At 46.6% G+C, this 26,269-nt stretch carries 17 protein-coding genes, 2 pseudogenes and 1 riboswitch; of the genes and pseudogenes, 10 read left to right on the forward strand and 9 right to left on the reverse strand.

Going from position 1 to position 26,269, the window contains the following annotated elements; all coding sequences use genetic code 11:
* Positions 1-60: 60 nt before the first annotated feature.
* Positions 61-136, reverse strand: a riboswitch (Fluoride riboswitch).
* A 155-nt stretch (positions 137-291) separates the two neighbouring features.
* Positions 292-591, reverse strand: coding sequence for a YebG family protein (locus KHO06_RS04645; protein ID WP_212582173.1), 300 nt, complete (start codon positions 589-591; stop codon positions 292-294).
* 165 nt (positions 592-756) lie between these two features.
* Positions 757-1,674: a LysR family transcriptional regulator gene (locus tag KHO06_RS04650; protein ID WP_012128747.1), complete on the reverse strand. Its 918-nt coding sequence runs from the start codon at positions 1,672-1,674 to the stop codon at positions 757-759.
* Between the two features lie 111 nt (positions 1,675-1,785).
* Between KHO06_RS04650 and KHO06_RS04655 the strand changes: the two genes are divergently transcribed.
* The gene (locus KHO06_RS04655; RefSeq protein WP_005427325.1) at positions 1,786-2,760 is read left to right on the forward strand and encodes a TDT family transporter; all 975 of its coding nucleotides are present in this window, start codon (positions 1,786-1,788) and stop codon (positions 2,758-2,760) included.
* Positions 2,761-3,014: 254 nt separating this feature from the next.
* Here the strand turns inward: KHO06_RS04655 and KHO06_RS04660 are convergent, their stop codons facing one another.
* Positions 3,015-4,838: a DUF3413 domain-containing protein gene (locus KHO06_RS04660; protein ID WP_212582174.1), complete on the reverse strand. Its 1,824-nt coding sequence runs from the start codon at positions 4,836-4,838 to the stop codon at positions 3,015-3,017.
* Positions 4,839-5,204: 366 nt separating this feature from the next.
* Between KHO06_RS04660 and recC the strand changes: the two genes are divergently transcribed.
* The 3 genes and pseudogenes from recC to recD all read left to right on the forward strand — a co-directional run bounded on the left by recC (position 5,205) and on the right by recD (position 15,060).
* On the forward strand, positions 5,205-8,681 hold the full coding sequence (gene recC / locus KHO06_RS04665) for an exodeoxyribonuclease V subunit gamma (protein ID WP_212582441.1): 3,477 nt from the start codon (positions 5,205-5,207) through the stop codon (positions 8,679-8,681).
* Positions 8,682-9,263: 582 nt separating this feature from the next.
* Positions 9,264-12,901 (forward strand): annotated as a pseudogene (recB, locus tag KHO06_RS04670) (exodeoxyribonuclease V subunit beta).
* Positions 12,901-15,060 carry an exodeoxyribonuclease V subunit alpha gene (recD, locus tag KHO06_RS04675; RefSeq protein ID WP_212582175.1) on the forward strand — a complete coding sequence of 720 codons (2,160 nt, stop codon included), beginning with the start codon at positions 12,901-12,903 and terminating at the stop codon, positions 15,058-15,060. The pseudogene recB and the gene recD overlap by 1 nt, the downstream one beginning before the upstream one ends.
* A 33-nt stretch (positions 15,061-15,093) precedes the next feature.
* Here the strand turns inward: recD and KHO06_RS04680 are convergent, their stop codons facing one another.
* Entirely contained in the window at positions 15,094-15,279 is a 186-nt protein-coding gene (locus tag KHO06_RS04680; RefSeq protein WP_005427310.1) for a hypothetical protein, read from the reverse strand.
* A gap of 253 nt (positions 15,280-15,532) precedes the next feature.
* On the reverse strand, positions 15,533-16,870 hold the full coding sequence (argA, locus tag KHO06_RS04685; RefSeq protein ID WP_212582176.1) for an amino-acid N-acetyltransferase: 1,338 nt from the start codon (positions 16,868-16,870) through the stop codon (positions 15,533-15,535).
* A 164-nt stretch (positions 16,871-17,034) separates the two neighbouring features.
* On the opposite strand from argA, the gene KHO06_RS04690 reads away from it, so the two are divergent.
* The 4 genes from KHO06_RS04690 (at position 17,035) to csdE (ending at position 20,229) form a co-directional block, all read left to right on the forward strand.
* Positions 17,035-17,490, forward strand: coding sequence for a DUF2850 domain-containing protein (locus KHO06_RS04690; RefSeq protein ID WP_005427286.1), 456 nt, complete (start codon positions 17,035-17,037; stop codon positions 17,488-17,490).
* 265 nt (positions 17,491-17,755) lie between these two features.
* Entirely contained in the window at positions 17,756-18,868 is a 1,113-nt protein-coding gene (gene mltA, locus KHO06_RS04695; protein ID WP_212582177.1) for a murein transglycosylase A, read from the forward strand.
* A 102-nt stretch (positions 18,869-18,970) separates the two neighbouring features.
* On the forward strand, positions 18,971-19,780 hold the full coding sequence (tcdA, locus tag KHO06_RS04700) for a tRNA cyclic N6-threonylcarbamoyladenosine(37) synthase TcdA (protein ID WP_212582178.1): 810 nt from the start codon (positions 18,971-18,973) through the stop codon (positions 19,778-19,780).
* Positions 19,781-19,800: 20 nt separating this feature from the next.
* Positions 19,801-20,229 (forward strand): cysteine desulfurase sulfur acceptor subunit CsdE, encoded by a 429-nt coding sequence (gene csdE, locus KHO06_RS04705; RefSeq protein WP_005450927.1) that lies wholly within the window; start codon positions 19,801-19,803, stop codon positions 20,227-20,229.
* Between the two features lie 101 nt (positions 20,230-20,330).
* Here the strand turns inward: csdE and csdA are convergent, their stop codons facing one another.
* The 4 genes and pseudogenes from csdA to KHO06_RS04725 all read right to left on the reverse strand — a co-directional run bounded on the left by csdA (position 20,331) and on the right by KHO06_RS04725 (position 23,971).
* Positions 20,331-21,542, reverse strand: coding sequence for a cysteine desulfurase CsdA (gene csdA / locus KHO06_RS04710; protein ID WP_212582179.1), 1,212 nt, complete (start codon positions 21,540-21,542; stop codon positions 20,331-20,333).
* Positions 21,542-22,141 (reverse strand): DJ-1 family glyoxalase III, encoded by a 600-nt coding sequence (locus tag KHO06_RS04715; RefSeq protein ID WP_212582180.1) that lies wholly within the window; start codon positions 22,139-22,141, stop codon positions 21,542-21,544. The genes csdA and KHO06_RS04715 overlap by 1 nt, the downstream gene beginning before the upstream one ends.
* A pseudogene (gene panE / locus KHO06_RS04720) lies at positions 22,138-23,027 on the reverse strand (2-dehydropantoate 2-reductase). The gene KHO06_RS04715 and the pseudogene panE overlap by 4 nt, the downstream one beginning before the upstream one ends.
* A gap of 107 nt (positions 23,028-23,134) precedes the next feature.
* Entirely contained in the window at positions 23,135-23,971 is an 837-nt protein-coding gene (locus tag KHO06_RS04725; RefSeq protein WP_005427311.1) for an outer membrane protein OmpK, read from the reverse strand.
* A gap of 323 nt (positions 23,972-24,294) precedes the next feature.
* On the opposite strand from KHO06_RS04725, the gene KHO06_RS04730 reads away from it, so the two are divergent.
* Both KHO06_RS04730 and KHO06_RS04735 read left to right on the forward strand, forming a co-directional pair.
* Entirely contained in the window at positions 24,295-24,891 is a 597-nt protein-coding gene (locus KHO06_RS04730) for an LON peptidase substrate-binding domain-containing protein (RefSeq protein WP_005427284.1), read from the forward strand.
* Entirely contained in the window at positions 24,888-26,246 is a 1,359-nt protein-coding gene (locus KHO06_RS04735; RefSeq protein ID WP_212582181.1) for a DUF4397 domain-containing protein, read from the forward strand. The genes KHO06_RS04730 and KHO06_RS04735 overlap by 4 nt, the downstream gene beginning before the upstream one ends.
* Positions 26,247-26,269 lie beyond the last annotated feature (23 nt).

Raw genomic sequence — 26,269 nt, forward strand, 5'->3', positions numbered from 1 at the left:
ACAGAACTCTTACTTTTACGCTGGCGGCAAAAGCATTTCCAACAGGGCTTACCTGTTCTCGTTTCTGTAGGAGTCATCAGCTGTAAAAGCGGTTTGAATCTTTCGATTCTGGTGGCACCCCATCACCGTGTGCATTTAGAGTAGATCTAAGTCACATTAATCTGCAACATGAAATTTAGAGTAATTTGGGATATTAAATCGGTTCTTTATATTGCTAGAGATATATGGCGATAAATGAATGGCATAAAAAACGCCGCATAATGCGACGTTTTCTCGAAACAAATGAGAGGCTTATGCAGCGTCTTCTTGTTCGCTATCTTCTTCAGCAGCTTCAAGCTTCTTTGCTTTTTTTGGTGCAGGTTTACGTTTTGCACCCAGAGCGTAAAGCACTTCTTCTTTGTTTTGCGCAAGGAACATTGCAAGATCTTCTTGTTTACCTTCGTCTTCTAGAAGTTCACTCTTACCTAGCAGTGAGAATAACTCGTCCGCCATATCCAGCATTTTGTCGTATGCGTCAGCTTCCGCTTTAGAGGTAAAAGTCATTTTCTCTTCTCCATTGCGTTCTACCACGTACTTGACGATTACAGCCATGGTTGGTCCTCTAAGTTAATTTGTTAAATTTTATACTGGCTTTTTATACAGTTTTTGACCAATTAAGTCTAGAGACAAGCCTCAGAATGAGAGCCGTGTACAACTAAGTGACCAGCATTTGAGCTATCTGCCTTGAACTATCTCCCGTGAACGACCCATCTCGAACTAGCCATCTTTAAGGTGTGGGTTCTCTGGTCGCTCCCAATCTTGGCAGAATTCAATGAATGTACGCAGGAGCGGGTTTTGATACTTCTCTTTGTGGATCAAAAGCCAGAAGCGACGCTTCATATCCAGTGGCATGTTGAGCATTTTCACACGACCATCGCGAATCGCAGGTTCAGCAGATAGGCGTGATAAACAACCTAAACCAAGCCCTGCTGATACTGAGTTGATCAATGCTTCGGTGGTGTTGAGCTGAAAAGCCTCGTGCCAGTGTTCTAGACGCGGAGCGATGGCGCGCATAAAGAACTCTCGAGAACCAGAACCCGCCTCACGCAGAATCCATTCTGTGTCTTCGAGCTCGTTTAGGCTGATAGGCCCTGCGTCGAAGTTAGGGTAGTCCGGCGGACAAATCACGCACATTTCATCTTCACTGAATTGCGTTGATTCCAGTTCTGGGTGTATGGTCTTGCCCTCGATGAGCGCGATGTCGAGTTCGTACGCGATCAACATGTCACAAATCTGGGCAGAGTTGGAGATGAACAAACTCTGCGACTGGTGATTCGTTTCATCACGAAAATCACTTAACAGGTAAGGTGCAACTTGGTTGCCGATGGTGTCACTGGCACCGATGCGAAGCAGCCCTGATAAGGTTTGGTCGCCATCGAACACACTCTCAATATCCCGAGCTCGGTTGAGAAGTTCGTCCGCGAGGGGCAGAAGTTTTTGTCCTTCTTGGTTGAGAATCAAACGGTTGTTCACTCGATCAAATAAGTGATGACCAATTTGTTTCTCTAGTTCAGACAACGCCATACTCACGGCCGCCTTAGAAAGAAACAGACTTTCCGAAGCCGCAGTTAGCGTCTTGTGCTGAGTAATAGTAGTAAAAACTTTCAGTTGTTTAAGAGAGATATGACTAGGCATGATATTCCGTTAAGTAAATCTGAACGTTAGTTTTAAATAATTAGATATATTGGAACGAAGTGCAAGAGTAATATACATCCCATAGAAAGTTAGCCTAGATTTGAGGTCGTAATGATTCAAAGAACAAAAGCAAAAGTAATGGGAGCACCAACCCCAATGGCGGGTTTGGCTCTTGGTATTGCGAGCTTAGGTTGGAGTTGGGAAAACTTCGCCGAATTAAATGGCTATGGACAGTGGATTAGCGCGGGTATTGCAAGCGTATTATTAGCAATCTTGGCGATTAAGTTTCTTTTTCACAATCATTTGTTGAGACAAGATCTTGCGCACCCTGTGGTAGGTAGTGTCGTTCCAACTTTCGCGATGGGAACCATGGTGGTTTCAAATTCTCTAGGGCACTTTTTCCCTGTTGCAGGTGACGTGCTTTGGTTAGTGGCGGTAGCTCTGCATATCGTGTTCCTAGTGAGCTTCTTGTACCACCGCGCGAAAGACTTCGAACTACATCACATGGTGCCAAGCTGGTTCGTACCGCCAGTGGGTATTATCGTTGCAGACGTGTCTTTTTCTGGTAACCCAGTGCTTGCACCAATTGCACACGGTGCGTTGGTCTTCGGTATGGTGGCTTACGCGGTGATGTTGCCAATGATGATCTACCGTTTCATGTTCACCCATGAAATCCCAGATGCAGCAAAACCAACCATGGCAATCATGGCGGCACCAGCGAGCCTATCGTTAGCTGGTTACCTAACTGTAACAGCGACGCCTTCGCCAGTGATTATTGCTCTGTTATTTGGTATCGCGGTATTGATGACAGCCATCATCTACTTAGCCTTCTTTAAATTGCTAAGACTGCCATTTAGCCCAGGTTACGCAGCGTTTACCTTCCCAATGGTGATTGGTGCGACAGCTCTGTTCAAAACAGCAAATTGGATGGAAGCAAATGGTCTAGCAGCGCACTATGTACAACAAGTTCGCGGTCTAGCAGGTATCGAATTGATTGTGGCAACGATTGTGGTGACTTACGTAGGTTTGCAATACATCAATAACTTACTGATTCAACCGCGTTTAGTGACAACACACCACGCATAAGTCTTACTCGTAAAGCAAAGTCTCTTGGTCTCTCTCGCCAAGAGGCTTTTTTTGTATCGGTAGGGTGGGTTCTAAAGCCTATCTGAAGATAAAAAAATGCCACCCAAATAGGGTGGCGGAAAATTAGATACAATTTTAATACATCAAACTTTAGTAACCGCAGACATTGTAACCAGAGTGGCTCAGTAGAAGATGGCAATTCGAAATTTACTCTCCTCTGTTATGCCTACCTGCCTGATGGGCGTGCGTATTTCTTATCCTTTTTTATAGAAACGTGACATTTCATCGAGAGAATCTTGAATCACGTTCACTGGCACTTGATGTTCCTTATCCACTTTCAGTTGATTATTGACTTGTTGAGAATGCCCGCCAGGGTTTACCACTAACATGGTTTCTTTCCCTACCAGCGCATAGTTGTAATAGCTGCCCGCAATAAACCAATCACGCGGAACAGCATTCTCAAATAGATCTTGTCCCACGCTATACGATTGGGTGTCGCCTTTAACGTCGAATAGCTTGTTCATTAGGGTTGGTACAATGTCATAGTGTGTGGTGCGATAGTTGATCTGTTTTGCCTGATGATCCGGAAGATAAAGGTATAACGGGACATGCACTTGAGTGTCACTGTAGTTACCCGTGTGACCCCAGTAGTTCATCTTATGATCGTTAAATTCCTCACCATGGTCGGAAGTGATCACCACAATAGTGTTCTCCAAGTCGACATTTTTGAGCACTTTCGCAATCAAGCTGTCGATGAAATACAACGAGTTTTTATAGCGATTATGGTAAAGCGAGGCGTCAAAATCGTTGTTCAGAAGAATATGATCGACGCGCTCCCAATAAGGTTTGAACTTAGCGAATTCAGGCTCTGGAAAACTGGTCCCATGGGCGGAATCGTAAAACAAGAAGCTAAAGTATGGCTTGTCGCTATCCTGTTTTTGAAACTCGAGAAATTCATCGGTGATCTCTCTGTCTCGCTCTATCTGGCCTTTACCTTCTCGTTTGATGGTTAAATCCTCTACCTTTTTGAACACTGTGCGTGATAGTGGAGGACTAGTTAAGGAAGCCGAACCAAAAATACCCATTCGATAGCCTTGGCTTTGCAAGGTATCCATGAATACAGGGGATTTTTGGCTCGCATAAAAGCTGTCCCAGTAAGTTGCAGGTAAGCTGTAGAACAAGCTAAAAATGCCCGCTTGAGTAGAGTTGCCACCGCTCATGTGTTGAGAGAAGTTGACCGTTTTTTCGGTGAACTTGCTGACATTTGGCATGATTTCTGGTGTTGCATCGCTGTAGCGCCACGCATCAATCAAGATGAATAACACATTCGGTTGCTTGTCTTTCGCTTCTACATTTACAGGGGCGAGTGGGTAGTTCAGTGAACTGCTTTCAATATTCTTTAGCTCCACTCGGTTTTGTGAGGCCATATTTTCATCCACCAAGTGATGGCGATAGATAAAATTACGTGCCGTTAACGGGTAGTAAAGAGGCCAGTTGTTCGAGAACTGGCTGACTTCGTCGTCATAGAGCGCGTTCTTATAGGCGTGGATAACCTGAGTACTCAGCAACAAGCCAAACCAAACTGCCACGATCACGAACTTTGCTCGGCTCTGAGCCAGCTTATTGGCTAACCAAACAGTGAATGCCAAACCAATGGCGAGCAGTGCAATGTCGCTAATAAAAACTAGCCAACTCATCCAAGATATTTCAAATACGTCGCGACCGCCTTCGAAGAACATGCGGATCAGTAGACCATTGATGTGCAGTTTGTATTGCTGGAAAACGAGGATATCGACTTTCAGCATAATCAAGATTGCGATTGCAATGGCGATCACAACGACTCTGAACATGCGCGTCGGCAAAAAGGACAGCAATAAACAACCCAACATCAGCGGAAGAGCAATTAAACCCAACCAGCCAAATTGTGTGGCAAGTAAATAATATTCTTGCAGAAAGGTGAGCGGTTCTGCTTGGTTGTTTGACAGCAAAAATGGGTAACAAGCGATCGACAGATAAAGCGCAAAGCAAGCAAAAAATGCAATCAGCCAAGCGCCATTTGAAGAAAATTTGCGCAACATAGTTTTGGTATTCCAGTGCTTTTCTCATCCCTATCAAATCAGAACAAAGTGTGGTTTAGCGTGACATCAAAACGATTTGACCCCCGCAGTTCTTTGTTTTCCACTCAATATTCAATTTGATGGGTATTGTTGTAAATATTTGCATTAATTATAAAACAGTGTTTTTTATCATGAAATAGTTGTGACTGATGTCACGCTTTGTATTTGCATGTAAGACGTGGCTTACAAATGTCAGTTGCTGGTTATTTACGCAGAGTTCGGGTGTTCTCTAACCTTTTGTTATTTAAGTTATCGAGATCGCTCTAGGAATATATGCGGCTGTGCTAAGCTTGCTAGCAGTTTCCATTGGCGCTCGGTGCACTTACTTTGTTTACTGTCTATCACTCCAATCAGGTCGATGTTCTCAAATCACTTCTTGTTGAACTGATTCGCATCAATCCATTAGAAAATCCATTCGAAAAAGAGCAAATTCTGGTGCAAAGCCCGGGTATGTCTCAGTGGCTAAAAATGGAATTGGCGAAAGAATTTGGTGTTGCGGCAAACCTAGAGTTTCCGCTGCCAGCGACCTTTATCTGGGAAATGTTTACCCAAGTATTGGCTGATGTGCCAAAGCGCAGTGCCTTCAACAAAGAAGCCATGACGTGGAAGCTGATGCACTTGCTTCCGGGCTTGCTCAACGAAGCGTCATTCGAACCTTTGGCTCGTTATCTTCAAGATGACACTGACAACTCCAAGCTGTATCAGTTGGCAGAGAAAATTGCTGATATCTTCGATGGCTATTTGGTTTATCGTCCAGAATGGATTGCAAGCTGGGAAGCAGGGCAAATGGTGCCCGAACTTGAAGACGAGCACCCATGGCAACCGGTTTTGTGGCAAGCATTGTACGATCACACGGTTACCCTTGGGCAATCGCCTTATCATCGTGCCAATTTGTACGAACACTTCATTGATACGCTCGAAAACTTCAACGGCAATTTTGATCATCTGCCGAAGCGTCTGTTTGTGTTTGGTATCTCTTCACTGCCGCCACGTTACATGGATGCGCTCAAAGCTATTGGTGAACACATTGATGTGCATTTGATGTTTACCAACCCTTGTCGTTATTACTGGGGTGAAGTACGTGACCGTAAATTCCTAGCTCGCTTAGCAGCAAAACATCGTCAGCACGTGGTGTGGCAAGAAGACCATTCTGAAGTGCAAGGTGAGAGTGAGCAGTTAAAAGGTTCACTAGAAGAAAACGTGGTGGATGAGCTGCATACCGATGTGGTGGGTAACAGTTTGTTGGCGTCGATGGGTAAACTTGGGCGCGACAACATGTATCTGTTGTCGCAGCTTGAATCCCATGAGATTGAAGCTTTTGTTGATGTCGAGCGCGACAGTCTGCTCCATCAAATTCAAGCTGACATTCTTAATTTAGAAGAGCACCAAGACGACGAGCAAATCGACAGTAGCCAGCACAAACAAGTGGTGAGTTTGGGTGATAAATCTCTGAGCTTGCACTCTTGCCACAGCCCAATGCGAGAAGTGGAAGTGCTACATGACCAGCTTTTGGCGATGTTCGATGCTGATCCAACACTGAAACCGCGCGATATTATTGTCATGGTGGCAGACATCAATGCCTACAGCCCTGCGATTCAGGCGGTATTTGGCAATGCGCCGGGTGAGCGATTTATTCCTTACTCGATTTCAGACCGAACGGCCGATCAAGAAAGCCCAATTTTGGCGGCTTTCATGCAACTTGTTAATTTACCGAATACACGTTGCTTGGCTTCTGAATTACTTGAGCTGTTAGAAACGCCAGCGATTTTGAAGCGATTCGACTTAAGCGAAGATGATTTCCTTCAAGCCAAACAATGGGTGGAAGAATCTGGCATTCGCTGGGGGCTAGATAGCCATACGGGCAGCGAATTTGAACTGCCAGAAACACGCCAAAACACATGGCAATTTGGTATCCAGCGTATGTTATTAGGTTACGCGATGCCAGAGTCTGCTGGTTTGTTTGAAGCGCAAGAGGGTAGCCTCTCGCCATACAATGAAGTGCAAGGTATGGGCGCAGAACTGGCCGGTAAGTTAGCTCACTTTATTCAACAAATTAGCCAATATCGCCGCAAACTTTCCCATGTTCAGTCGATTGATGCATGGCGTGAAACCTTGGTGGCAATGTTGGATGACTTCTTCTCTGTTGAGCTAGAAGGGGAAATGGCGCTCAAGTCGATTCGAGATACCTTGAGCCAACTGAAAGAACAGCTAACCGATGCGGCATTTGATGATGCCTTGTCGCCATCTATTGTTAGCCAGTATCTACAAAACAAGCTGTCAGGAACACGGGTCAGCCAGCGCTTCCTTGCCGGACAAGTGAACTTCTGTACTCTGATGCCGATGCGTTCGATCCCATTTCGAACCGTGTGTCTACTGGGTATGAACGATGGTGTTTACCCGCGCTCAATGCCACCAGAAGGTTTTGACTTAATGACAGGGCGCACTAAACCGGGCGACCGTTCACGTCGAGACGATGACCGTTACCTATTCTTAGAAGCCGTGCTGTCTGCACAGCAAAGTTTGTACATCAGTTACGTTGGGCGTTCTATCCAAGACAACACTGAGCGCGTGCCGTCTGTGCTGGTATCTGAATTGATGGAGTATTGCCATCAGAACTATTGCCTAGAGGGCGATCAAGATCAGCCTGTTGATGACTCCGGAGATAAACTACTCAACGAGTTAGTGAATGTGCATGCCATGGTGCCATTCAGCCCAAGTGCATTCCAAGGTTCTCACTCAAGCTATGCCAAAGAGTGGATTCCGGCAGCGTTGACCCAAAGCAACCAATCACAAGGTCATGCGCGTGGCGAGTTTAACCGGGCATTGGATGATTACTTACTCGGTGCAACCTTCCCAATCGAGTTGGACTTGGTGGAATTACAACGCTTCTGGCGTTTGCCTGTTCAGTATTTCTTTAACCGCCGTTTAAAAGTGATGTTCGAGCCGCCATTGCCTGTGATGGAAGATGACGAGCCCTTTGTATTAGGTGGCTTAGAAAGCTATCAAATGCGTGATGAGCTGCTGGAAACCTTGCTTGAAACCGCCATTACTCAACCGTCCGCAAAAGCAGACGTGCTCAAGCACTTTATGAGTGAACAACGCGCGCAGGGTAAATTACCGGTTGGTGCATTTGGTGATATCGAGTTTGAGACCAACCGTGTGCAAGCGGAAGAGCTGGTCGATAAGTTGGCGTTTTTATCCGGCGCGCCGCAAGACGATTTAGAAATCGATCTTACCTTCGATGTGCTTGGTGAAGGAAAAAATATCCGTTTAACCGGTTGGCTCACTCAGTGTTATCAGTCTGGGTTGATTCGCTACCGCAGCGGTAAAATTCGTGCGCAGGATTACCTTGCTGCATGGATTGATCATCTTTCTATGTCTGCCTCTGGCCAGCCTAGAAAGACCCACGTTATCGGTTATGACCGCAAGGAAGGCGCGGTGCATTTAGTTTACCCAGCAATGGCAGACGCTACGCAAGCGAAACAACTACTTGCTGAATTAGTACGTCTGTTTTTTGAAGGCATGACCAAGCCATTACCATACTTCCCGAAAACAGCACTGGCGTGTGTTGAGGCGGGCTTTAGTCGTGGCCACTGGGCTGATGACGAAGAGAAATCGCTGAAGAAAATGGCGGATGCATTCAATGATGGCTACATGAGTCCAGGTGAAGGAAATAACGCGTATATTTCGCGTATTTGGTCTACTTGGAATGACGAGCTTGCAGCAGAAGTTCGCATGCTGACCGCATTGGTTCTTCAAGGCGCAAGACTGGCGGCGATGGATGCTGAAAGTATACCCAAGTAACCTCAAGATGCTTGGTTCAGCGAGATTGACTTGGCTTGTAGGCGAGGCGATGATTTGAAGATCTAGTGGCTCTAAATTAAAAATCGTCAACGAAGTATACGAGCCAAGACAACTCGCCCTTCGGGAGCGTGTCACTGAAGCAATTTCATCGTCAAACAACTTGGAAAGAGTAATCTATTACACAGCGTTGTTTTCCTTGAACTTGAATCAGTGACAACGCTCTGAATCCTGTATCTTGAAGTCGCTTGGGTATAAGAATAAGTTGGATTATTTAGATAAAGAAGAGAGTAGGGTGGCCGCCAGAAAATCATTATTTTTTGTAGGGCGTTCGCTGTACGGCCACAAGGTCAGAGGGACCATGATTCGTTTGAGTGTTTAGCCTGATCATTTATCAATACGTTAAAGTGATTGATCTGTTATCAGTGCTCATCTCGTGACGCGCATACTAGCGGTTGAAGATCAGGATAACCGTGAGTGAGATCCCACTAACCTCTAAATATTCCAACTTGTTAGACATATAAATAGAATTTTTAACGACAGATCACAGTTCGGTCAGTCGATAATCCGGAGAGATTCAGCGTTATGGCGCAAATGTCAGTTCCAACTCCACTGCAAACCATGACTTTTCCACTGCATGGTGCAAGGTTAATTGAAGCATCGGCAGGTACGGGTAAAACCTTTACCATCGCGGGTTTGTATCTGCGACTCCTACTAGGGCATGGCACGACAGATACCAAACACCGCGTGCCGTTGACCGTGGATCAAATTCTGGTGGTGACCTTTACCGAAGCCGCAACGGCGGAGCTGCGTGATCGTATTCGTGCGCGTATTCACGACGCGAGGATCGCATTCGCTCGCGGACAAAGCTCAGATCCTGTGATTCAACCTTTGTTGGAAGAAATCGAGGATCATAAGCAAGCCGCTGAGATCCTTTTGCAAGCAGAGCGCCAAATGGATGAAGCTGCGGTTTACACCATTCACGGTTTCTGCCAACGCATGCTGACGCAAAACGCATTCGAATCCGGTAGTCGTTTCAACAATGAGTTTGTAACGGACGAAAGCCATCTTAAAGCGCAAGTGGTTGCCGATTACTGGCGTCGTAACTTCTACCCTCTACCATTCGCTTTGGCTGGAGAAGTACGCCAACTCTGGGGCTCGCCATCGGATCTGCTGTATGACATCAGTAACTACCTCACAGGCGCGCCGCTAAGTCTCTCTGTTCCTGCAATGCAAGGTAGCCTTGCCGATTTGCATGAGCAAAACTTAAAGCAAATTGATGCTTTGAAAGCCCAGTGGCGTGATAACCAAGATGATTTCCTCGCGTTGATTTCTGATTCCGATGTCAACAAACGCAGCTATACTAAAAAGTCTTTGCCGACGTGGTTAGAAACGGTCAACGTATGGGCTTCGACAGAAACCACGGGCTATGACTATCCAGATAAGCTGGAGAAGTTCGCGCAGAGTGTGTTAACTGAGAAAACCCCGAAAGGCACTGCGCCACAGCACCCGGTGTTTGAGGCGATAGAAGCCTTCCTTGCCAACCCAATCAGCTTAAAAGCGCCATTGTTAGCTCATGCGATTGAGCATTGTCGCGTGATGCTGGCAAAAGCAAAAAATCAGAAACAATGGTTGTCATTCGATGACTTGCTGACTCAGCTTTCTGCCTCGATTGATACCGATGAAACCGCATTACTGACAGAGCGTATTCGCACGCTTTATCCGGTAGCGATGATCGATGAATTCCAAGATACCGACCCACTGCAATACAGTATTTTTAGCCGCATTTATTTGGATAATCCTGAGTGCGGTTTGTTTATGATCGGTGACCCTAAGCAGGCTATTTACGGCTTCCGTGGGGCGGATATCTTCACTTACATCAAGGCTCGTAACCAAGTTAGTGCTCACTACACCCTTGGTACCAACTGGCGCTCAAGTGCCGATATGGTATTGGCAGTGAACCAGATTTTTGCTCTGCCAGATAGCCCGTTTATTTATGATTCCGACATTCCATTCCATTCTGTGGACTACAGCCCAAGCGCTGACAAACGCGTTTGGACTATGGGTGGTCACAAGCAACCTGCACTGACTTATTGGCTGCAAGAAGCGGAAGATAAACCTCTGCCAAAAGGCGAATATCTCACCGCTATGGCAGAGGCGACAGCGAGCCAAATTCAAACCATCTTGACCGCAGCGCAACAAGGCCAAGCGTGTTTGGTCAATGGAGAAAAGCAGAAGCCGGTTAAAGCGGGTGACATTGCGGTGTTGGTGCGAACGGGTAGCGAAGGTCGTATGGTCAAACAGGCGTTAGCAGACCAAGGCATTGCCAGCGTATACCTTTCCAACCGTGATAGCGTGTTTACTAGCTCTGTGGCGCAAGACTTACAGCGTTTGCTGCAAGCGGTGTTAACGCCAGAAAATGACAGAGCATTACGTGCCAGCCTAGCATCAGAATTATTTGCTCTGGATGCTGCCAGCTTAGACGCCCTCAACAACGATGAAACCGTGTGGGAAAACGCGGTTAACGAGTTCAAAGAATACCGTAAGCTTTGGGTGCAACGTGGTGTGCTTCCTATGCTGCGAGCAGTGATCAGTAAGCGTCATATTGCTGAGCGTTTGCTAGAAGAAGGGGCGAGCTCGCAAAGTGAGAACGGTGAGCGATACTTACCGATCTGATGCACATTGGTGAGCTATTGCAGCAAGCGAGCAACGAATTAGACAGCGACCACGGTTTGCTGCGTTGGTTAGCGCAATCCATCAGCGATGCAGAACATGGGCTAGGTGGCAGCGATGACCAAATTCAGCGTCTGGAATCAGAGCGTAACTTGGTGCAAATCGTCACCATTCACAAATCAAAAGGTCTGGAATATGACTTGGTCTTCTTGCCATTTGTGTTTGGTTACCGAGAAGCGAGTGAAGCCAAATACTACGACGCTGAGAACGATCGCACCGTACTTGATATCACGGGCAATGATGCGTCTTTAAAACAGGCAGATAAAGAGCGCCTTGCTGAAGATTTGCGCCTTATCTATGTAGCGCTAACGCGTGCCGTGTATGCCTGCTTTATTGGTGCTTCGCCGCTGCGCAATGGTCGCTCAACCAAAGAGCCAACCGGCGTGCATCACAGTGCGATTGGTTACTTGGTGCAAAACGGTCAAGAAGGCGGTATCAACGACCTGTTTGTGGGGCTGAAAAAGCAGCAAGAGAATCTCGATAACGTGGTGATTTGTGATCCCCCAAAGCAGCACGACGAGATGTATGTTGCGGAGCAAACCGAGTTGGATGCACTGACAGCTAAAGAGCTGCAAAACCCGATTGATAGAAACTGGCGAATCACCAGTTACTCGGGCTTGGTTAAACAAGGTTCTCATCATGCCGAGCATGACGCGACGATTGAAATTACCGGCTTTGATATCGACTCTTCAGAAGAGCAAGATGAGGCGGAATTGGTTGAGCCAGAACGCTCTATATTCAACTTCCCACGTGGTGCACGCCCGGGTACTTTCCTGCATAGCTTATTTGAGGAAATTGAGTTTACTCAGCCAGCGACGACAGAAGAGAACACCCAAATTATCCTCGGTTTAATGGAAAGTGAGCAGCTTGATGAAGAGTGGCTGCCAATCCTGCAACAGTTGATTGATACCGTGCTGGCAACGCCTTTGGATAGAAAAGCACTGCTACTCAATCAGAAAGGTCCGACACAACGTTTGGTTGAGATGGAATTCTTATTACCGATTGAAGTGCTATCTGCACCAGCATTGAACCGCGTGATTCAACGACATGATCCGCTGTCTGCCAAAGCGGGCGATCTGGGTTTCCAAACCGTGCAAGGCATGTTGAAAGGCTTTATTGACTTGGTGTTTGAGCACCAAGGCAAATACTACGTCCTCGACTGGAAATCGAACCACTTAGGCGATGATGTGTTCCATTATCATGGCGATGCGTTGAAGTCGGCGATGGCGGATCATCGTTACGATCTGCAATACCAAATCTATGCTTTGGCGCTGCATCGCTTCTTACGCAGCAGATTGCCAAATTATGATTATGAACAGCACTTTGGCGGCGTTTATTACCTGTTCTTGCGTGGGATGGATGGGCAAAGTGATCACGGTATTTTTTCTGCCAAGCCAACCTTTGAATTTTTACAAGAGATAGATCATTTGATTGATGGTCAAGCACCTGACACACGATCCAGTGAATCGGGTCAGATGGAGTTAATTTGATGAAAAACAATGATCTTCTTTCTGAGCAAAGCAGCCCAGTGGCAACACGAGATCTATTGGCAACTTTAGAATCGTTGGCAAACAAAGGAGCGATTCGCCAATTGGATTTCCAGTTCGCGCGCTTTATCTATTCGCAAGTTGAGCAACAAGCGAACAGCCAAGAACTGGCATTTATTGCTGGCGTGATCAGTAGTGAATTAGGCAAAGGACACATCTGCTTGCCTCTGTTTGACAGCCAAGGGCAGCCAACAGACCTTGCCAGTAAGCTCGGTCTGTTTGGGGAGTCTGCGTTAGCGCTTAATACTCAGCTGCAAGGCGTTAATTGGGTTGAGCTTCTACAAGCGTCGCCTTTGGTTGGCACTCAAGGTGAAGCTTTGCCAATGATGTTTGATGGCGAGCGTCTCTACTTGCATCGTTACTGGCACTATGAAGTGACGTTGGCGGACAAACTTAATCAACTCAGTGCGGCTGTAAACCTACAACCTCAAGAGTTCACACGTTTGTCTGAGTTGCTACATCATTTGTTTGCTCGTCAGTACCACTTTCTGTTCAACGCATTAGCCAAAGCGGTAGAGGCAGGAACCAGCAACCAGGTGCTACGCCAGCAATTAGTCTGTGACCATTTGGATGTGGTCACTGTAGACAGTCTCGATTGGGCGGCCATTGATGTGGCGGTCTGCCAAGCAAAACAGGTTCATGAATTGCAAGTCCTGGACAAGCTTGTACCGTTATCAGCTTGTGTTAACTGGCAGAAGGTCGCTGCTGCGGTGGCACTGACGCGTCGTTTTGCGGTGATTTCTGGTGGGCCGGGTACGGGTAAAACCACCACGGTAACCAAATTGCTTGCCGCGCTGATTGAGCAAGCAGGACAAGAGAAAAACCTCACCATCAAGCTGGTGGCGCCAACAGGTAAAGCGGCAGCGCGTTTGACGGAGTCTATTGGTAAAGCGATTCAAGAGTTGCCAGTGGAGCCTGAGCTTAAAGCGAAAATTCCAACCGAATCGAGCACTTTGCATCGCCTATTGGGCGCGATCCCAAACAGTGCAGAGTTTCGTCACAACAAACAAAATCCGCTGCACCTCGATATTTTAGTGGTGGATGAAGCCTCCATGGTCGATCTGCCGATGATGTACAAGGTTGTGGATGCACTGCCAAAGCATGCGCGTTTGATTCTTCTCGGAGATAAAGACCAGTTGGCATCGGTAGAAGCGGGTGCGGTGCTAGGTGATATCTGTTCGTTCCATGCATTTGGCTTTGGCAAAGAGCAGGCGTCTGCAGTCGCGAAGCTAACAGGTTTTGACACTTTGGCGTACAGCACCAACAGTAATGCTTCGATTGCCGATAGCCTATGCATGCTGCAAAAGAGTTACCGATTCGATGCCCGTTCTGGTATCGGTCAGCTAGCGAAAGCGGTCAATGCTGGCTCAGCCGCAAAAGTAGACGACGTTTGGAATCGTGATTTTGCTGATATCGAGCATTTCGCACTGAGCAGTCAAAACTACAATCAGATGATGCAGACTTTGGTTGCCGAATATGGTCGTTATTTAAAACGCATCGGACAGCAAGAGATTGACCAGAGGACTGGGGAACCAGAAACACTGACCCACAAAGCCAAAGCCGTGTTGGATACCTTTAATCAATGCCGATTATTGTGTGCCATCCGTGAAGGTGATTTTGGTGTGACCGGTTTAAACCAACGCATTGAAAAAGCACTAGCTGCACGTAAGTTGATTCAAACCCAAGATGAACTTTGGTATCACGGCAGACCTGTGATGGTCACGCGTAATGATCATGGCTTGGGATTGTATAACGGTGATATCGGCATTTGTATGCGAGACGACAGCGAAGGTGAACCGCGTCTTAAAGTGTTCTTCGAACTGCCAGATGGCAGCGTGAAGTCGGTGCTGCCAAGCCGAGTGCCTGAGCATGAAACCGCATATGCGATGACCATTCATAAATCACAGGGCAGTGAGTTTGAATACACGCTAATGATTTTGCCGCCAGATTTCAGCCCAATCCTTACTCGCGAGCTGATCTACACAGGTATTACTCGTGCAAAGAAACGCCTTGCGATGTACGCCGAGATGAATGTCCTCAAGCGCGGTATTAAAGTAAAAACCACTCGAGCGAGTGGGTTGGTATCTCGCTTATCTAGTTAAAACAAAAAGACCGAGCGTCATGCTCGGTCTTTTTTAATTTTGTGTAAACGCATTGGTAAATGACACGCTGCGAATTTTGTACTGCTGTTGGTAAGCCAAGATAAAATCTTTAATGGCGTCATTGACGGGAAATACGCAGTGGACGTCTAGCCCTTCCAGAAAATGGTTATCCGCCATATCCCAGAAGCTTTGAAGTGAGTTACAAATAATGGTTTTCATAACAGTGCTCATCTTATTCATTGTAAGAGTAACAACTGTCCTTGATGCGTCATGCAGAGCAGCTAAGCTTGCTCCGCACTTTAGGGTGATAGTTATTCACCTAGATCCATTTGTCGATTGTTTGAAATACGACCGTTTGTTGCGCAGAGTATAACCAACAGTATGTATATTGAAAAGGTTAAATTGCGACCAATATCAATGTAAAGCTTTGCATAATTATTTAGTCGTAGAACGTACTGAGTTTCGTTCCTCCTCATAGGTCTAACGCGAGGATTTTCGACTTACGCTGGAAGTTGTACAGCCCTTGCTTTGCCCCTGGTAGATAATCGACGCTCACCTCATAGAAACCTTGTTCTCTAAACCAATGCAGACTGTGTGTTGTCAGGACAAAAATCTGATTGATACTGTCTGACTTAGAGCGGTGCTTCATGTAATTGAGTAGCAATAATCCACGATTACCGTCGCGATAGTCTGGGTGGATCGCCACGCAAGCCATCTCCGCTTTTTGCTCCTCAATATATGGGTACAAAGCCGCGCAACCGATGATCAGACCATCTTTCTCGATGATGGTGAATTTATTAATTTCTTGCTCAAGTTGTTCGCGAGAACGCCTTACTAGTACGCCCTGCTCTTCTAATGGGCGAATTAGATCTAAAATACCGCCAATATCGTCGATGTCCGCTTCACGTACCTGTTCGGCACTAGCCATCACTACTTGTGTACCGATACCATCGAAAGAGAACAATTCTTGGATGAGTGCGCCATCCACTTTGTAGCTGATAAGGTGGCTTCGTGGCACTCCTGCACGGCAAGCTGCAATAGAGCCTTTAAGAAAACGTAATGTACCGGAGTTATAGTCGGTGTCTGGTGCGGTGTTCTCAGTAAGCTTCTTAATGACATGCTCTGCTTCGATAGGGAACAGTTCAGCGACGGCGTTACCGTTATCGTCAATCACCCCTTGCTCTGAGCAGAAGCCAATCAGTTTGTCGGCTCCAAGCTTTATCGCCAACTGGGTGGCCACTTCTTCTGAAAGCAGATTGAAGCATTCGCCTGTGACTGAGCTGGCAATGGGACCAAGTAACACAATGGAACCTTGATCGAGTGTGCGATGGATAGCATCAGTATCGATTCGACGAATGCGGCCGCTGTGACAATAGTCGACGCCATCATCAACACCGAGCGGTTGAGCAATGACAAAGTTGCCGCTCACGACGTTCAGTTGGGTACCTGCCATTGGCGTATTATTTAGACTCATAGATAAGCGTGCAGTAATGGCCAGTTGAAGCTGCCCTGCGGCTTGCATAACTACTGAAAGGGCTGCTTCATCTGTGATACGAACGTTTTTGTGGTATGGCGTGGTAAGGTCCTGCTTCTCCAGTAGTTGATTGATCTGAGGTCTAGCTCCATACACCACAACCAGTTTAATGCCCAAGCTATGCATTAAAGCAATGTCGTTGATAATGTTGCCAAAGTTTTTATCAGCAACCGCTTCGCCTCCAAGCATCAATACCATGGTTTTTCCACGGTGTGCATTCACATAGGGTGTGGATTGACGGAATCCTTTAACCAGAGCAGTACTACGAATTTTCACTACAGCCATTCCTTGTGTTTATTTATGCTTTAATATTGTCTTTTTATTCAATTGTTGGCAAGCCAATTTTTTGGAATAAAGCACAAACATCGTGAGCGTGGTGCTTGGTTGTGTTTGGTCGATGGGGGTACAATGCATGGGTCTAGTTCAAACACGTGAGCCTCATGTCTTCAGTTGTAAATAAGAATGCTGCGATCGCTGCTCAAACCGAGCAAAACTCCTCAACCAAATCGACATTTCGAAAGTGGGTCGAACGTTCACTTATGCTGACGGCGCTCATCGGTACTTTTGCCGTTTTGATGATGTACGGCGATTTGATTACGCGCTATGTAAATCCGCCGATCCCTAAATCGACCATCTATGGAAAATGGGTCGAGCAAGATGTAGCTCCCTATGCTCGAGAAGAGTTTGTTCTGAGTGAGAGAGGAGTGACGGTACGCGGTTCTACCGTTGCGACGGACTTTGAGTTTGATGGTGATACGTTGTCATATAAAGTGGGCTCTACGGTGCGCACATTTGAGTTTACAGACCAGCACTACGCTGAGATAAAACTGGACTCAAATGCTCATTACCTTCCCGTGTTTCGTTTGGAAGGTCATTCTAATTTAGCGGTTCGCTAACCACTGTTTCTCAAAGCGTGATTCGTTGCGTGTGGCAGGGAGTCGCGTTTTGTCACATCTTTATGTTCTTGCGACTTTTCACAAACATTTTCCGGACAATCGTTTGATTCCATTGCTGTTATTATCCTCAACCCAGTTTAAATGGATAAATTGGCAGCAAACCAAGTCTTTGCCTTAACGCTGATACACTTTGTCGCAGCTTTTCAATTGCGTCGTTTGCATTTGTTTGCCATCCTTTTGCTATCTTCTTTTACGGAAAAAACACGTGTTTAAAAAACTCCTTCCTATTGTCTCTTTAAGTCTGCTATTTGGTTGTGCGACTGAGCCAGAACAAAACCTACTTGCTAAGCAAGATTACGATGGCGAGTTTTCGCATATTTTGAATAAAGCCGATGTCGTTGAATCGAACAAGCCACAAGATTTCACTGAGTTCAACAAACAAGCAGAACAGGTTGTGACTAAGTCGCCTTCAATGGCAAAAATGTATCAGCCACTTTATGAGAAGTTGAGTGAATGGGCATTGCAGAGTGGTGACACGACTGCGCTCAGTGCTTACGGCATCCAAGCCGCGCAGCTTGGTGGCGGTGACAAGAAGGGCAACGTGTTGTTCACGGGTTACTTCTCACCAGTGATGGAATTGCGTCACGAACCAAACGAAACGTTTAAATACCCGGTGTATGGCAAGCCGGTTTGCAGCTCAAACTGTCCGACACGTGCCGAGATCTATAATGGTGCACTAGAGGGGCAAGGTCTAGAGCTTGGCTATGCACCCAATATGATTGACCCGTTTATGATGGAAGTGCAGGGGAGCGGCTTTGTTCATTTTGAAGATGACGATACGCTGGAATACTTCGCTTACGCAGGCAAGAACAACAAAGCGTACGTGAGTATTGGCCGAATTCTAATTGAGCGTGGTGAAGTGCCACGTGAAGAGATGTCACTTAAAGCTATCAAAGATTGGGTAATGAAGAATGATGAAGCAACGGTTCGCGAGTTGTTAGAGCAGAACCCTTCTTATGTCTTCTTTGCGCCACAAGCGGATGCGCCAGTAACGGGCTCTGCGGGCATTCCTTTACTGCCAATGGCATCGGTAGCAGGCGATCGTTCGATTCTACCTATGGGTACGCCAATTTTGGCGGAAGTGCCGCTACTTAATAAAGACGGTACATGGAGTGGGGCACACCAGCTTCGTCTTCTTATTGTGTTAGACACTGGCGGTGCGGTGAAACAAAATCATCTCGACCTATACCATGGTATGGGACCACGCGCGGGTACAGAAGCGGGTCACTACAAGCACTTTGGTCGAGTATGGAAGTTGGGCTTGGAAAACACGCCAACGCAAGCACCTTGGGCTTTGCCGCCAGAGAAGTTACAATAAACGCCTAGCGAGAGGAATCGCCTCTCATCATCTAGACATTTCCTCAAAGAGTGCGTATAAATCGCACTCTTTGTTTTTCTATCGATCATCTGGAACTTCAATATGCGTGAACTCGATACTCCGGCATCTGACAGCTACAACCAACGTTTTGGTGGCACTCGTCGTCTCTACGGCAACAGCGAAGTAGAAATTCTTCGTGCTGCACACGTGTGTGTGATTGGTATTGGTGGCGTAGGTTCTTGGGCGGTAGAAGCGCTGGCACGTACTGGTATTGGTGAGCTGACGCTGATTGATATGGATGACGTGTGTTTGACTAACATTAACCGTCAAATCCACGCGATGACTGGCACGGTTGGTCAAAGCAAAATTGAGGTGATGGCAGAGCGCGTTAAGCTGATTAACCCAGAGTGTAAGGTGAATCTGATTGACGATTTCATCACGCCAGATAACCAGCACGAGTACTTGAGCAAAGAGTTCGATTACGTGTTGGATGCGATCGATAGCGTAAAAGCAAAAGCGTCTCTACTGGCTTACTGTCGTAGCAACAAGATCAAAGTGATCACGACAGGCGGTGCTGGTGGTCAAATCGATCCAACCCAAATCATGGTGGCGGATCTGACCAAGACTATCCAAGATCCACTGGCGAAGAAGATCAAAGATACATTGCGTCGTCATCATAACTTCCCGAAAAATCCGGCACGTAAGTTTGGTATCGATTGTGTGTTCTCTACCGAGCAATTGAAGTACCCACAAGCCGATGGTTCAGTATGTGGCGTGAAATCGACAGCAGAAGGTCCAAAACGTATGGACTGTGCGAGTGGTTTTGGCGCAGCGACGGTTGTAACAGCAACGTTTGGTTTTGTTGCGGTATCTCGTATCGTTGAAAAGCTGATCCAAAAACATAAGAAGTAATTCAAAGAAGAGAGCGCATCATGACTGATTTCCCTGTCTCGCCGTTTGGCACTGACATCACCAGTGAAGACATCGCCGCAACCATGCAGCAATTTAAAGGTTGGGAAGACCGCTACCGTCAGGTCATCCAATGGGGTAAAAAGCTGCCTCAAATGCCTGAAGAGCTTAAATCAGAGCAAGTTACGGTATCTGGCTGTGAAAGCCTAGTATGGCTGGTGAGCAAAGAGCAAGACGGTGTATGGCACTTCTGTGCTGATTCTGACGCACGTATCGTTCGTGGCCTGATTGCCTTGGTGATGGCGGCTTACGACGGTAAAACGGCAGAGCAAATCCAAGCGTTTGATATTGATGCTTACTTTGAAAAACTGGGCTTAATTGCTCACCTAAGCCCATCGCGTGGCAACGGTTTGAAAGCGATTGTTGAGCAGATCAAAACACAGGCTCAGTAGTTGGCGTGAGTTAAAATCGCACAACGAACAGAATAAAGAAAAGGGTTGAAGCCAAACGGTTTCAACCCTTTTTCTATATATCTACAGTGGTATTTTTATTGTTAAAGCATATCGACCGCTTTCTCGACCGCAGCAATCAGCCTCTCAACATCTTCTAACGTATTGTAGATACCAAAAGAAACGCGCACCGTGCCTTTGACGTTGAGCGCATCCATCAGAGGGTGAGCACAGTGATGACCAGCACGAACAGCGATGCCTTGTTGATCAAGCAGGGTGGCAATGTCTTGATGGTGAACACCATCCATCACAAAAGTAAGCACTGAAGCATTCGGTTGATAACCGAGGATTTGAATGTCGTCCAACTGGTTTAGTGCTTGGTAAGCTTTGTCTTGCAGAGAATGCAGATGTGCCTCTACTGCGGCTTGGTCGAAGCTTTGGTACCAATCGATGGCTTTCGCTAGAGCAATCGCGCCGGCGACGTTTGGTGTTCCCGCTTCAAACTTACCCGGCAAGGCAGAAAAAGTGGTTTTCTCAAACGAGACTCTTTCGACCATTTTGCCACCGCCGTGCCATGGTGGCATTGCTTCTAAAAGGTCAAGCTTGCCATACAGCACGCCTATCCCTGCAGGTGCATACAGTTTGTGACCAGAGAAAACATAGAAATCAACATCGAGCTCTGCCAAGTTCAACGGTTCATGAACAATACCTTGTGCACCATCAACAACAACAACCGCGCCTACCGCATGTGCCATGGCGATGATTTTCTCAATAGGCTGACGAGAGCCCGTCACATTGGTGATTTGTGCACACGCTACGATTTTACAGCGCTCCGATAACAGTGCTTCAAACGCATCGATATCGAACTGGCAATCGGAGGTCATCGGAACCTTAATGACTTTCGCGCCCGTTTGCTCTGCGACAATTTGCCAAGGCACGATGTTGGCGTGATGTTCCATTTCACTGATCAGGATTTCATCACCCGCTTGGAGTGAGCTTCGAGCATAAGTTTGCGCGATTAGGTTTAGTGCTTCGGTTGCGCCTCGAGTCCAAATGATTTCTTTTGAACTGCTCGCCCCAATGAACTTCGCAACGGTGTCACGAGCCGCTTCAAATTGACTGGTCGCGTTGGCTGTTAAGCTGTGACTGCCACGGTGCACGTTAGCATTTTGTGCACTGTAGTAACGGCTAATCACATCGATCACGCACTGTGGCTTTTGTGTTGTAGCTGCGCTATCAAGGTAAACCAAAGGCGATTGGTTTACGTCTTGATTCAGGGCAGGGAACTGTTCGCGTACAGCGTTTACGTCAAACATTATTCGTCACCGAGTTCGTGGTAATGCAGTGTTGGAATAGTGATTAAAGGTTCAGCTACCATCCATCCATGTTCTTTACCGGAAAGTTTGATAATGATTTCCATCGCGAACTCAAGAGCAGTTCCTGGTCCCTGACTCGTCAGTAGGTTGTGATTCACATCCATGGTGACGCGTTTTGCTCGCCATTTGTCTTCCGGAATATGAGATTGGAAGCTTGGATGACATGTCATCAGGGCTTCAGGGTAAAGATTGTGGTGGTGTAGAACCAAAGCTGGCGCAGCACAAATAGCCGCAACCAGTTTACCTTCGTACATATGCTGTTTCAGGATCTCAATCATGATGGTGCTATCACGGAAGGTTTCTGCACCACCTACGCCACCAGATAGAACAATCGCATCAAACTCGTCATCGGCAATATCAACCAGCTTGCAATCCGCGGTTAGTGTCACGCCACGAGACGCTTTCATAGTCAGTGCACCATCGAAATCTGCGCTTGCGACCGTTACGTCATAGCCCGCACGAACCATCAAGTCGATAACGGTTACCGCTTCCATTTCTTCTGTGCCCGGCGCGATAGGTACTAAGATCTTTTTATTCATTGTTCTGTCCAGCTTTGTTCAATCTGTTTGATGCGTTGATAGAGTTTGGCGTTCTCTGGCGTATTAATGTGATGTTTTTCAGCAGTTTTCAGCAAATAGCCAGTAATAAAATCAATTTCGGTGCGACGTTGGTGAAAAACATCTTGCCTCATAGAAGAGTAGTTGGCCGCTGTAGCGTTAACCACTTGCATAATAGTGGTATGCAAAGAGTCAAAATCGATCTCTATCTCTTCTTTATTCATGACTGCTACCAGCTCATGAGTGATATTAGTCAACTCGATGGCAAACTCAGGAGCGGCAAGCTCCCCGTTCTTACATTGATGGATCGCGGTCAGTGGATTGATAGCACAGTTGATCGCAAGCTTGGTCCACAACGCAGCGTTGATGTTTGGGTTCCAATTTACCTCGGGCAAAGCGTGGTTCATCACATCTGCAAGAAAGTCACACTGAGCACCTTTAGCATTAAAACCACCCAGTTGAGTATTCCCCTGACCAGTGTGAAGAACCTGCTCTTTACTTGGTTTGTAAGCACCGTGTGTTGTTGTGGCAACGATTAATGGGTTATCAGGCAGTTTTGCTTCAAGTAGCGGTGCAGTGCCCATTCCGTTGTGCATCAACATTATGATGGTGTCTTCGCTGATGTAGGGAAGAAGAGCTCAATAGCTCCGTCTACTTGCCACGCTTTTACCGTTACAACAATCAGATCTGCATTTTGAACAGAAGGGATGTGCTGATTAGAAAAACTGATTGCTGGATTGTCATCAAGTTGGAGCAACTGCTCGCTGTTTGAGCTTCTTCCCCATAGGGAGACATTGTGCCCAGCAAGTTTGAATTTAGTCGCCCAGAGTGAACCGACGGCCCCAGGGCCAAGGATGAGAATATTCACCAAACGCTCTCATTAAAAAGGTTTGCTGCAAGGATAATGAGGGAAAAAAGGAAAGCAAATAAAAATGGCGCCGAGAGGCGCCATTTTTGGGGAACTTATTGGTTCAATTAGAACTTGTAAGTTACAGCTACGTAGTGACCGAAGCCAGTTGAATCTACACCGTCAACTTCTTTGATGCCGTAGATGTTTTTGTAGCCTTTTAGACCGTAACCCACTGCGAAGCGGTCAGAGTGCCAGTAAATACCGTTGAACATAGCACCGCCGTAGCTTGAAGAAGAGTACTCATCTTTCATACCAAATTGCCAATCGATGTAACCTTGGTAAGAAATGAATGAACCGTTCTCGAAGAAGTAGAATGGTTTAAACCAGTTAGTCGAGATTTGGTAACCGTTCCAGTCTTTGTTGTTGCCATCGTAGAAACCGTATAGGTTTAGGCCAATTTTGCCCAACCATGGAACCATTACGTCAGAACCTAGACCGATTTTTTGGTTGTTTACTGTAGTGCTTGGGATACAAGTACCAGTAGAGAAATCACAGTTAGTAGCGCCACCGCCACCCCATTCCATTAGAGATGCAACGTAAAGCTCTTGAACTGGACCGAAAGATAGGTCTTTACCAGTTACAGCATCAAGAGACATACGAGGTGCAAACTTCATGAAGATTTTTTCTGCGCCTGACTTATCGCTACCTGGATCAGAAGCTAGGTTGAATACGTCAACGTAACCGTAAAGATCGAAGATGCCAGAGCGACCGCCAAATTCCATTTCTAGGTAGTCGTGGTTAGAACCATCAGGGAAACCAGGAAGTTCGTTGAATGCACCCATTAGGTTGAATTGCATCCACTTGTAATCGTTCTTGTGGATATCGCCGTCAGAGTAGTCAGCAGCCATAACTGGCGCTGAAGTAGCCGCTAGAAGGCTAAGAGCTAAAAGTGATTTACGCATAAGGGGACTCTCTATGTTTGTAATGATTCAGAACACGCAATCTGTGCTGCGCTTTCCAATTGGCGGGAATAATAGCGATAAAAATCTCAAATGAAAGTGATAAAGGATGCAAAAATGAAGGTTTTTAGTGAAGTTCGTCACGAAATAAGTTTATTTCACGGAACTTTTTGATTGTTGCATTGATTTGCAATAAATATGTGACTCAGATCGTTTGCGTAATCGTTTTTATGACTTTTTAAGCCAGTCGATTAACCAACATAAATCGTTAGTGATCTCTCTAATACAGCGTTCGTATGAGTTTGGGAATCAAAGAGGACGATTTAATGAATGAAGTCATGTTATTCCCTTTAACCTCAGTTGTACTGCCAGAAGGAAAGATGAATCTGCGCATTTTTGAGCCACGCTATCAGCGCATGGTTAAGGAGTGCAGTGTCCGAAACGTCGGTTTCGGAGTATGTCTTGTTGGCAGTGGGGACGATCCAAAAGCAGTAGGGAATGTGTCGTCTATCGGTACTTTGGTCACTATCGTTGATTTTGAAAGACTGAGTGATGGACTTCTTGGCATTACCGTTGTCGGTGAGAAGCGCTTCACTGTCAGACGAGTAAGGGCCGATTCTGATGGTCTCCGTCATGCTGAGGTGGATTGGATTGAAAATTGGTGTGAACCAATGACCCCTCCAAATTTTCTCTACCTAAGCGAGCAGCTTGCACATGTGTACGAGCAGTTCCCACAGCTGGGAAAACTCTATCAACATCGTTTTTATGACGATGCGTCTTGGGTTACCCAACGGTGGCTAGAGCTTTTACCTCTCGACAGTGTTTTGTTTGAAAAGCTGGTTGGTGCGACAGACTGCCTTCCCGCATTGGAATTTCTCAACCAAGCGATAGAAGTCCCACCGAAAAGAGAGACTAGATTATGAAAGGATTAACCAAAACCGCAGTGACTTTGCTTGCTGTGTTTGGGATCGCTGCGTGTGGTTCTGACAGTGACTCGATTAAATTTACCAACCTACAAGCCGTGCACGCCTCTGCAGATGCGCCTTTAGCTAATGTCTGGATTAATGACGAAGCTACGTTAACAGGGGTTGATTATGGTGTCGGCTCGGGCTATTTGATGCTGCCAGAGGGAACCAACTCGGTCCAAGTGGACGTCCAGCTTCCTGGAGGTGATGTCGCGACCGTTGTTGACAAGACATCTTTAGACCTAGAATCTGACACCAATTACACCGTCTTTGTTGTAGGCGATGCTTCTGGTACATCAAACCCTGTTGAACCTTTAATCGTTACCCGAAGCGCCGAATCAATGGCAAATGATGACAGCTTGGACGTCCAAGTTGTGCACGCTGCATCTGGTGTTCCTGCTGTAGATTTGTACGTGACAGCACCAGGCGCTGACCTAGCTTCTTCAACACCATTAACGAACTTGGCATACAAAGCCTCGACCGACGTGTTGAATATTCCTGCTGGGGATTATCAAGTTCGTCTAGCGGTTGGTGATACAGTCGCGTTTGACTCCGGTACAATCGCTCTGCCAGCCAACGCTAATCTTACGATTGCAGCAATAGGCACAGCGGACTCAAACAGCGCCTCTCCTGCGAAGCTACTAGTATTAGATGGTTCAGGCTCTTCTATAATTGAAGATATGGGCAGTCAAGCTGAGGTGCGTGTCGGCCACCTCGTTGATGGTGCACCATTAGTGGATGTATACGTGGATGGTGCGGCTTTTGCTCCATTGGCAGACCTCGCATTCAAAGAAATTCGCGGCTACTTAGACCTTGCACCTAAAGCTTACGATATTGACGTATATGTAGACGGCACTACGACCGACCCGATCATCGACGTTGACGGCTTAGAGGTGAAAGGCGGTATGGATTACAGTATCTACGCAGTAGGTGTAGTGAGTCCTGAAATTGCTATCGAGCCCCTCGTTGTAGAGGACATGCGTAGAGCGGTAGCGACCAGTGCCACATTAAACGTGACGCACGCGGCTGCTAATCCGGTCGCAGAAATGGTTGATATTTACCTAACAACGAGCGCGGGCATTGATGGAAGTGATCCAGCGATAGCGGACTTTGCGTATAAAGATAGTGTGCAAGGCGTTTACGTTGCGGAAGGTTCTTATTTCGTGACAGTTACCGTGGCAGGAGACCCATCTACAGTAGCGATTGATTCTGCGCCTGTAACTGTAATGAATGGCGTTGTGTACCAAGTGGTTGCCATTGACGACGGTAACAACGGTGGTTTCAACCTTATTGTTGATGACATCACCGATTAGGATTAAGGGGGAGGAGGCAACTC

The sequence above is a fragment of the Vibrio sp. B1FIG11 genome (genome assembly GCF_905175335.1).
Lineage (GTDB): Bacteria > Pseudomonadota > Gammaproteobacteria > Enterobacterales > Vibrionaceae > Vibrio > Vibrio campbellii.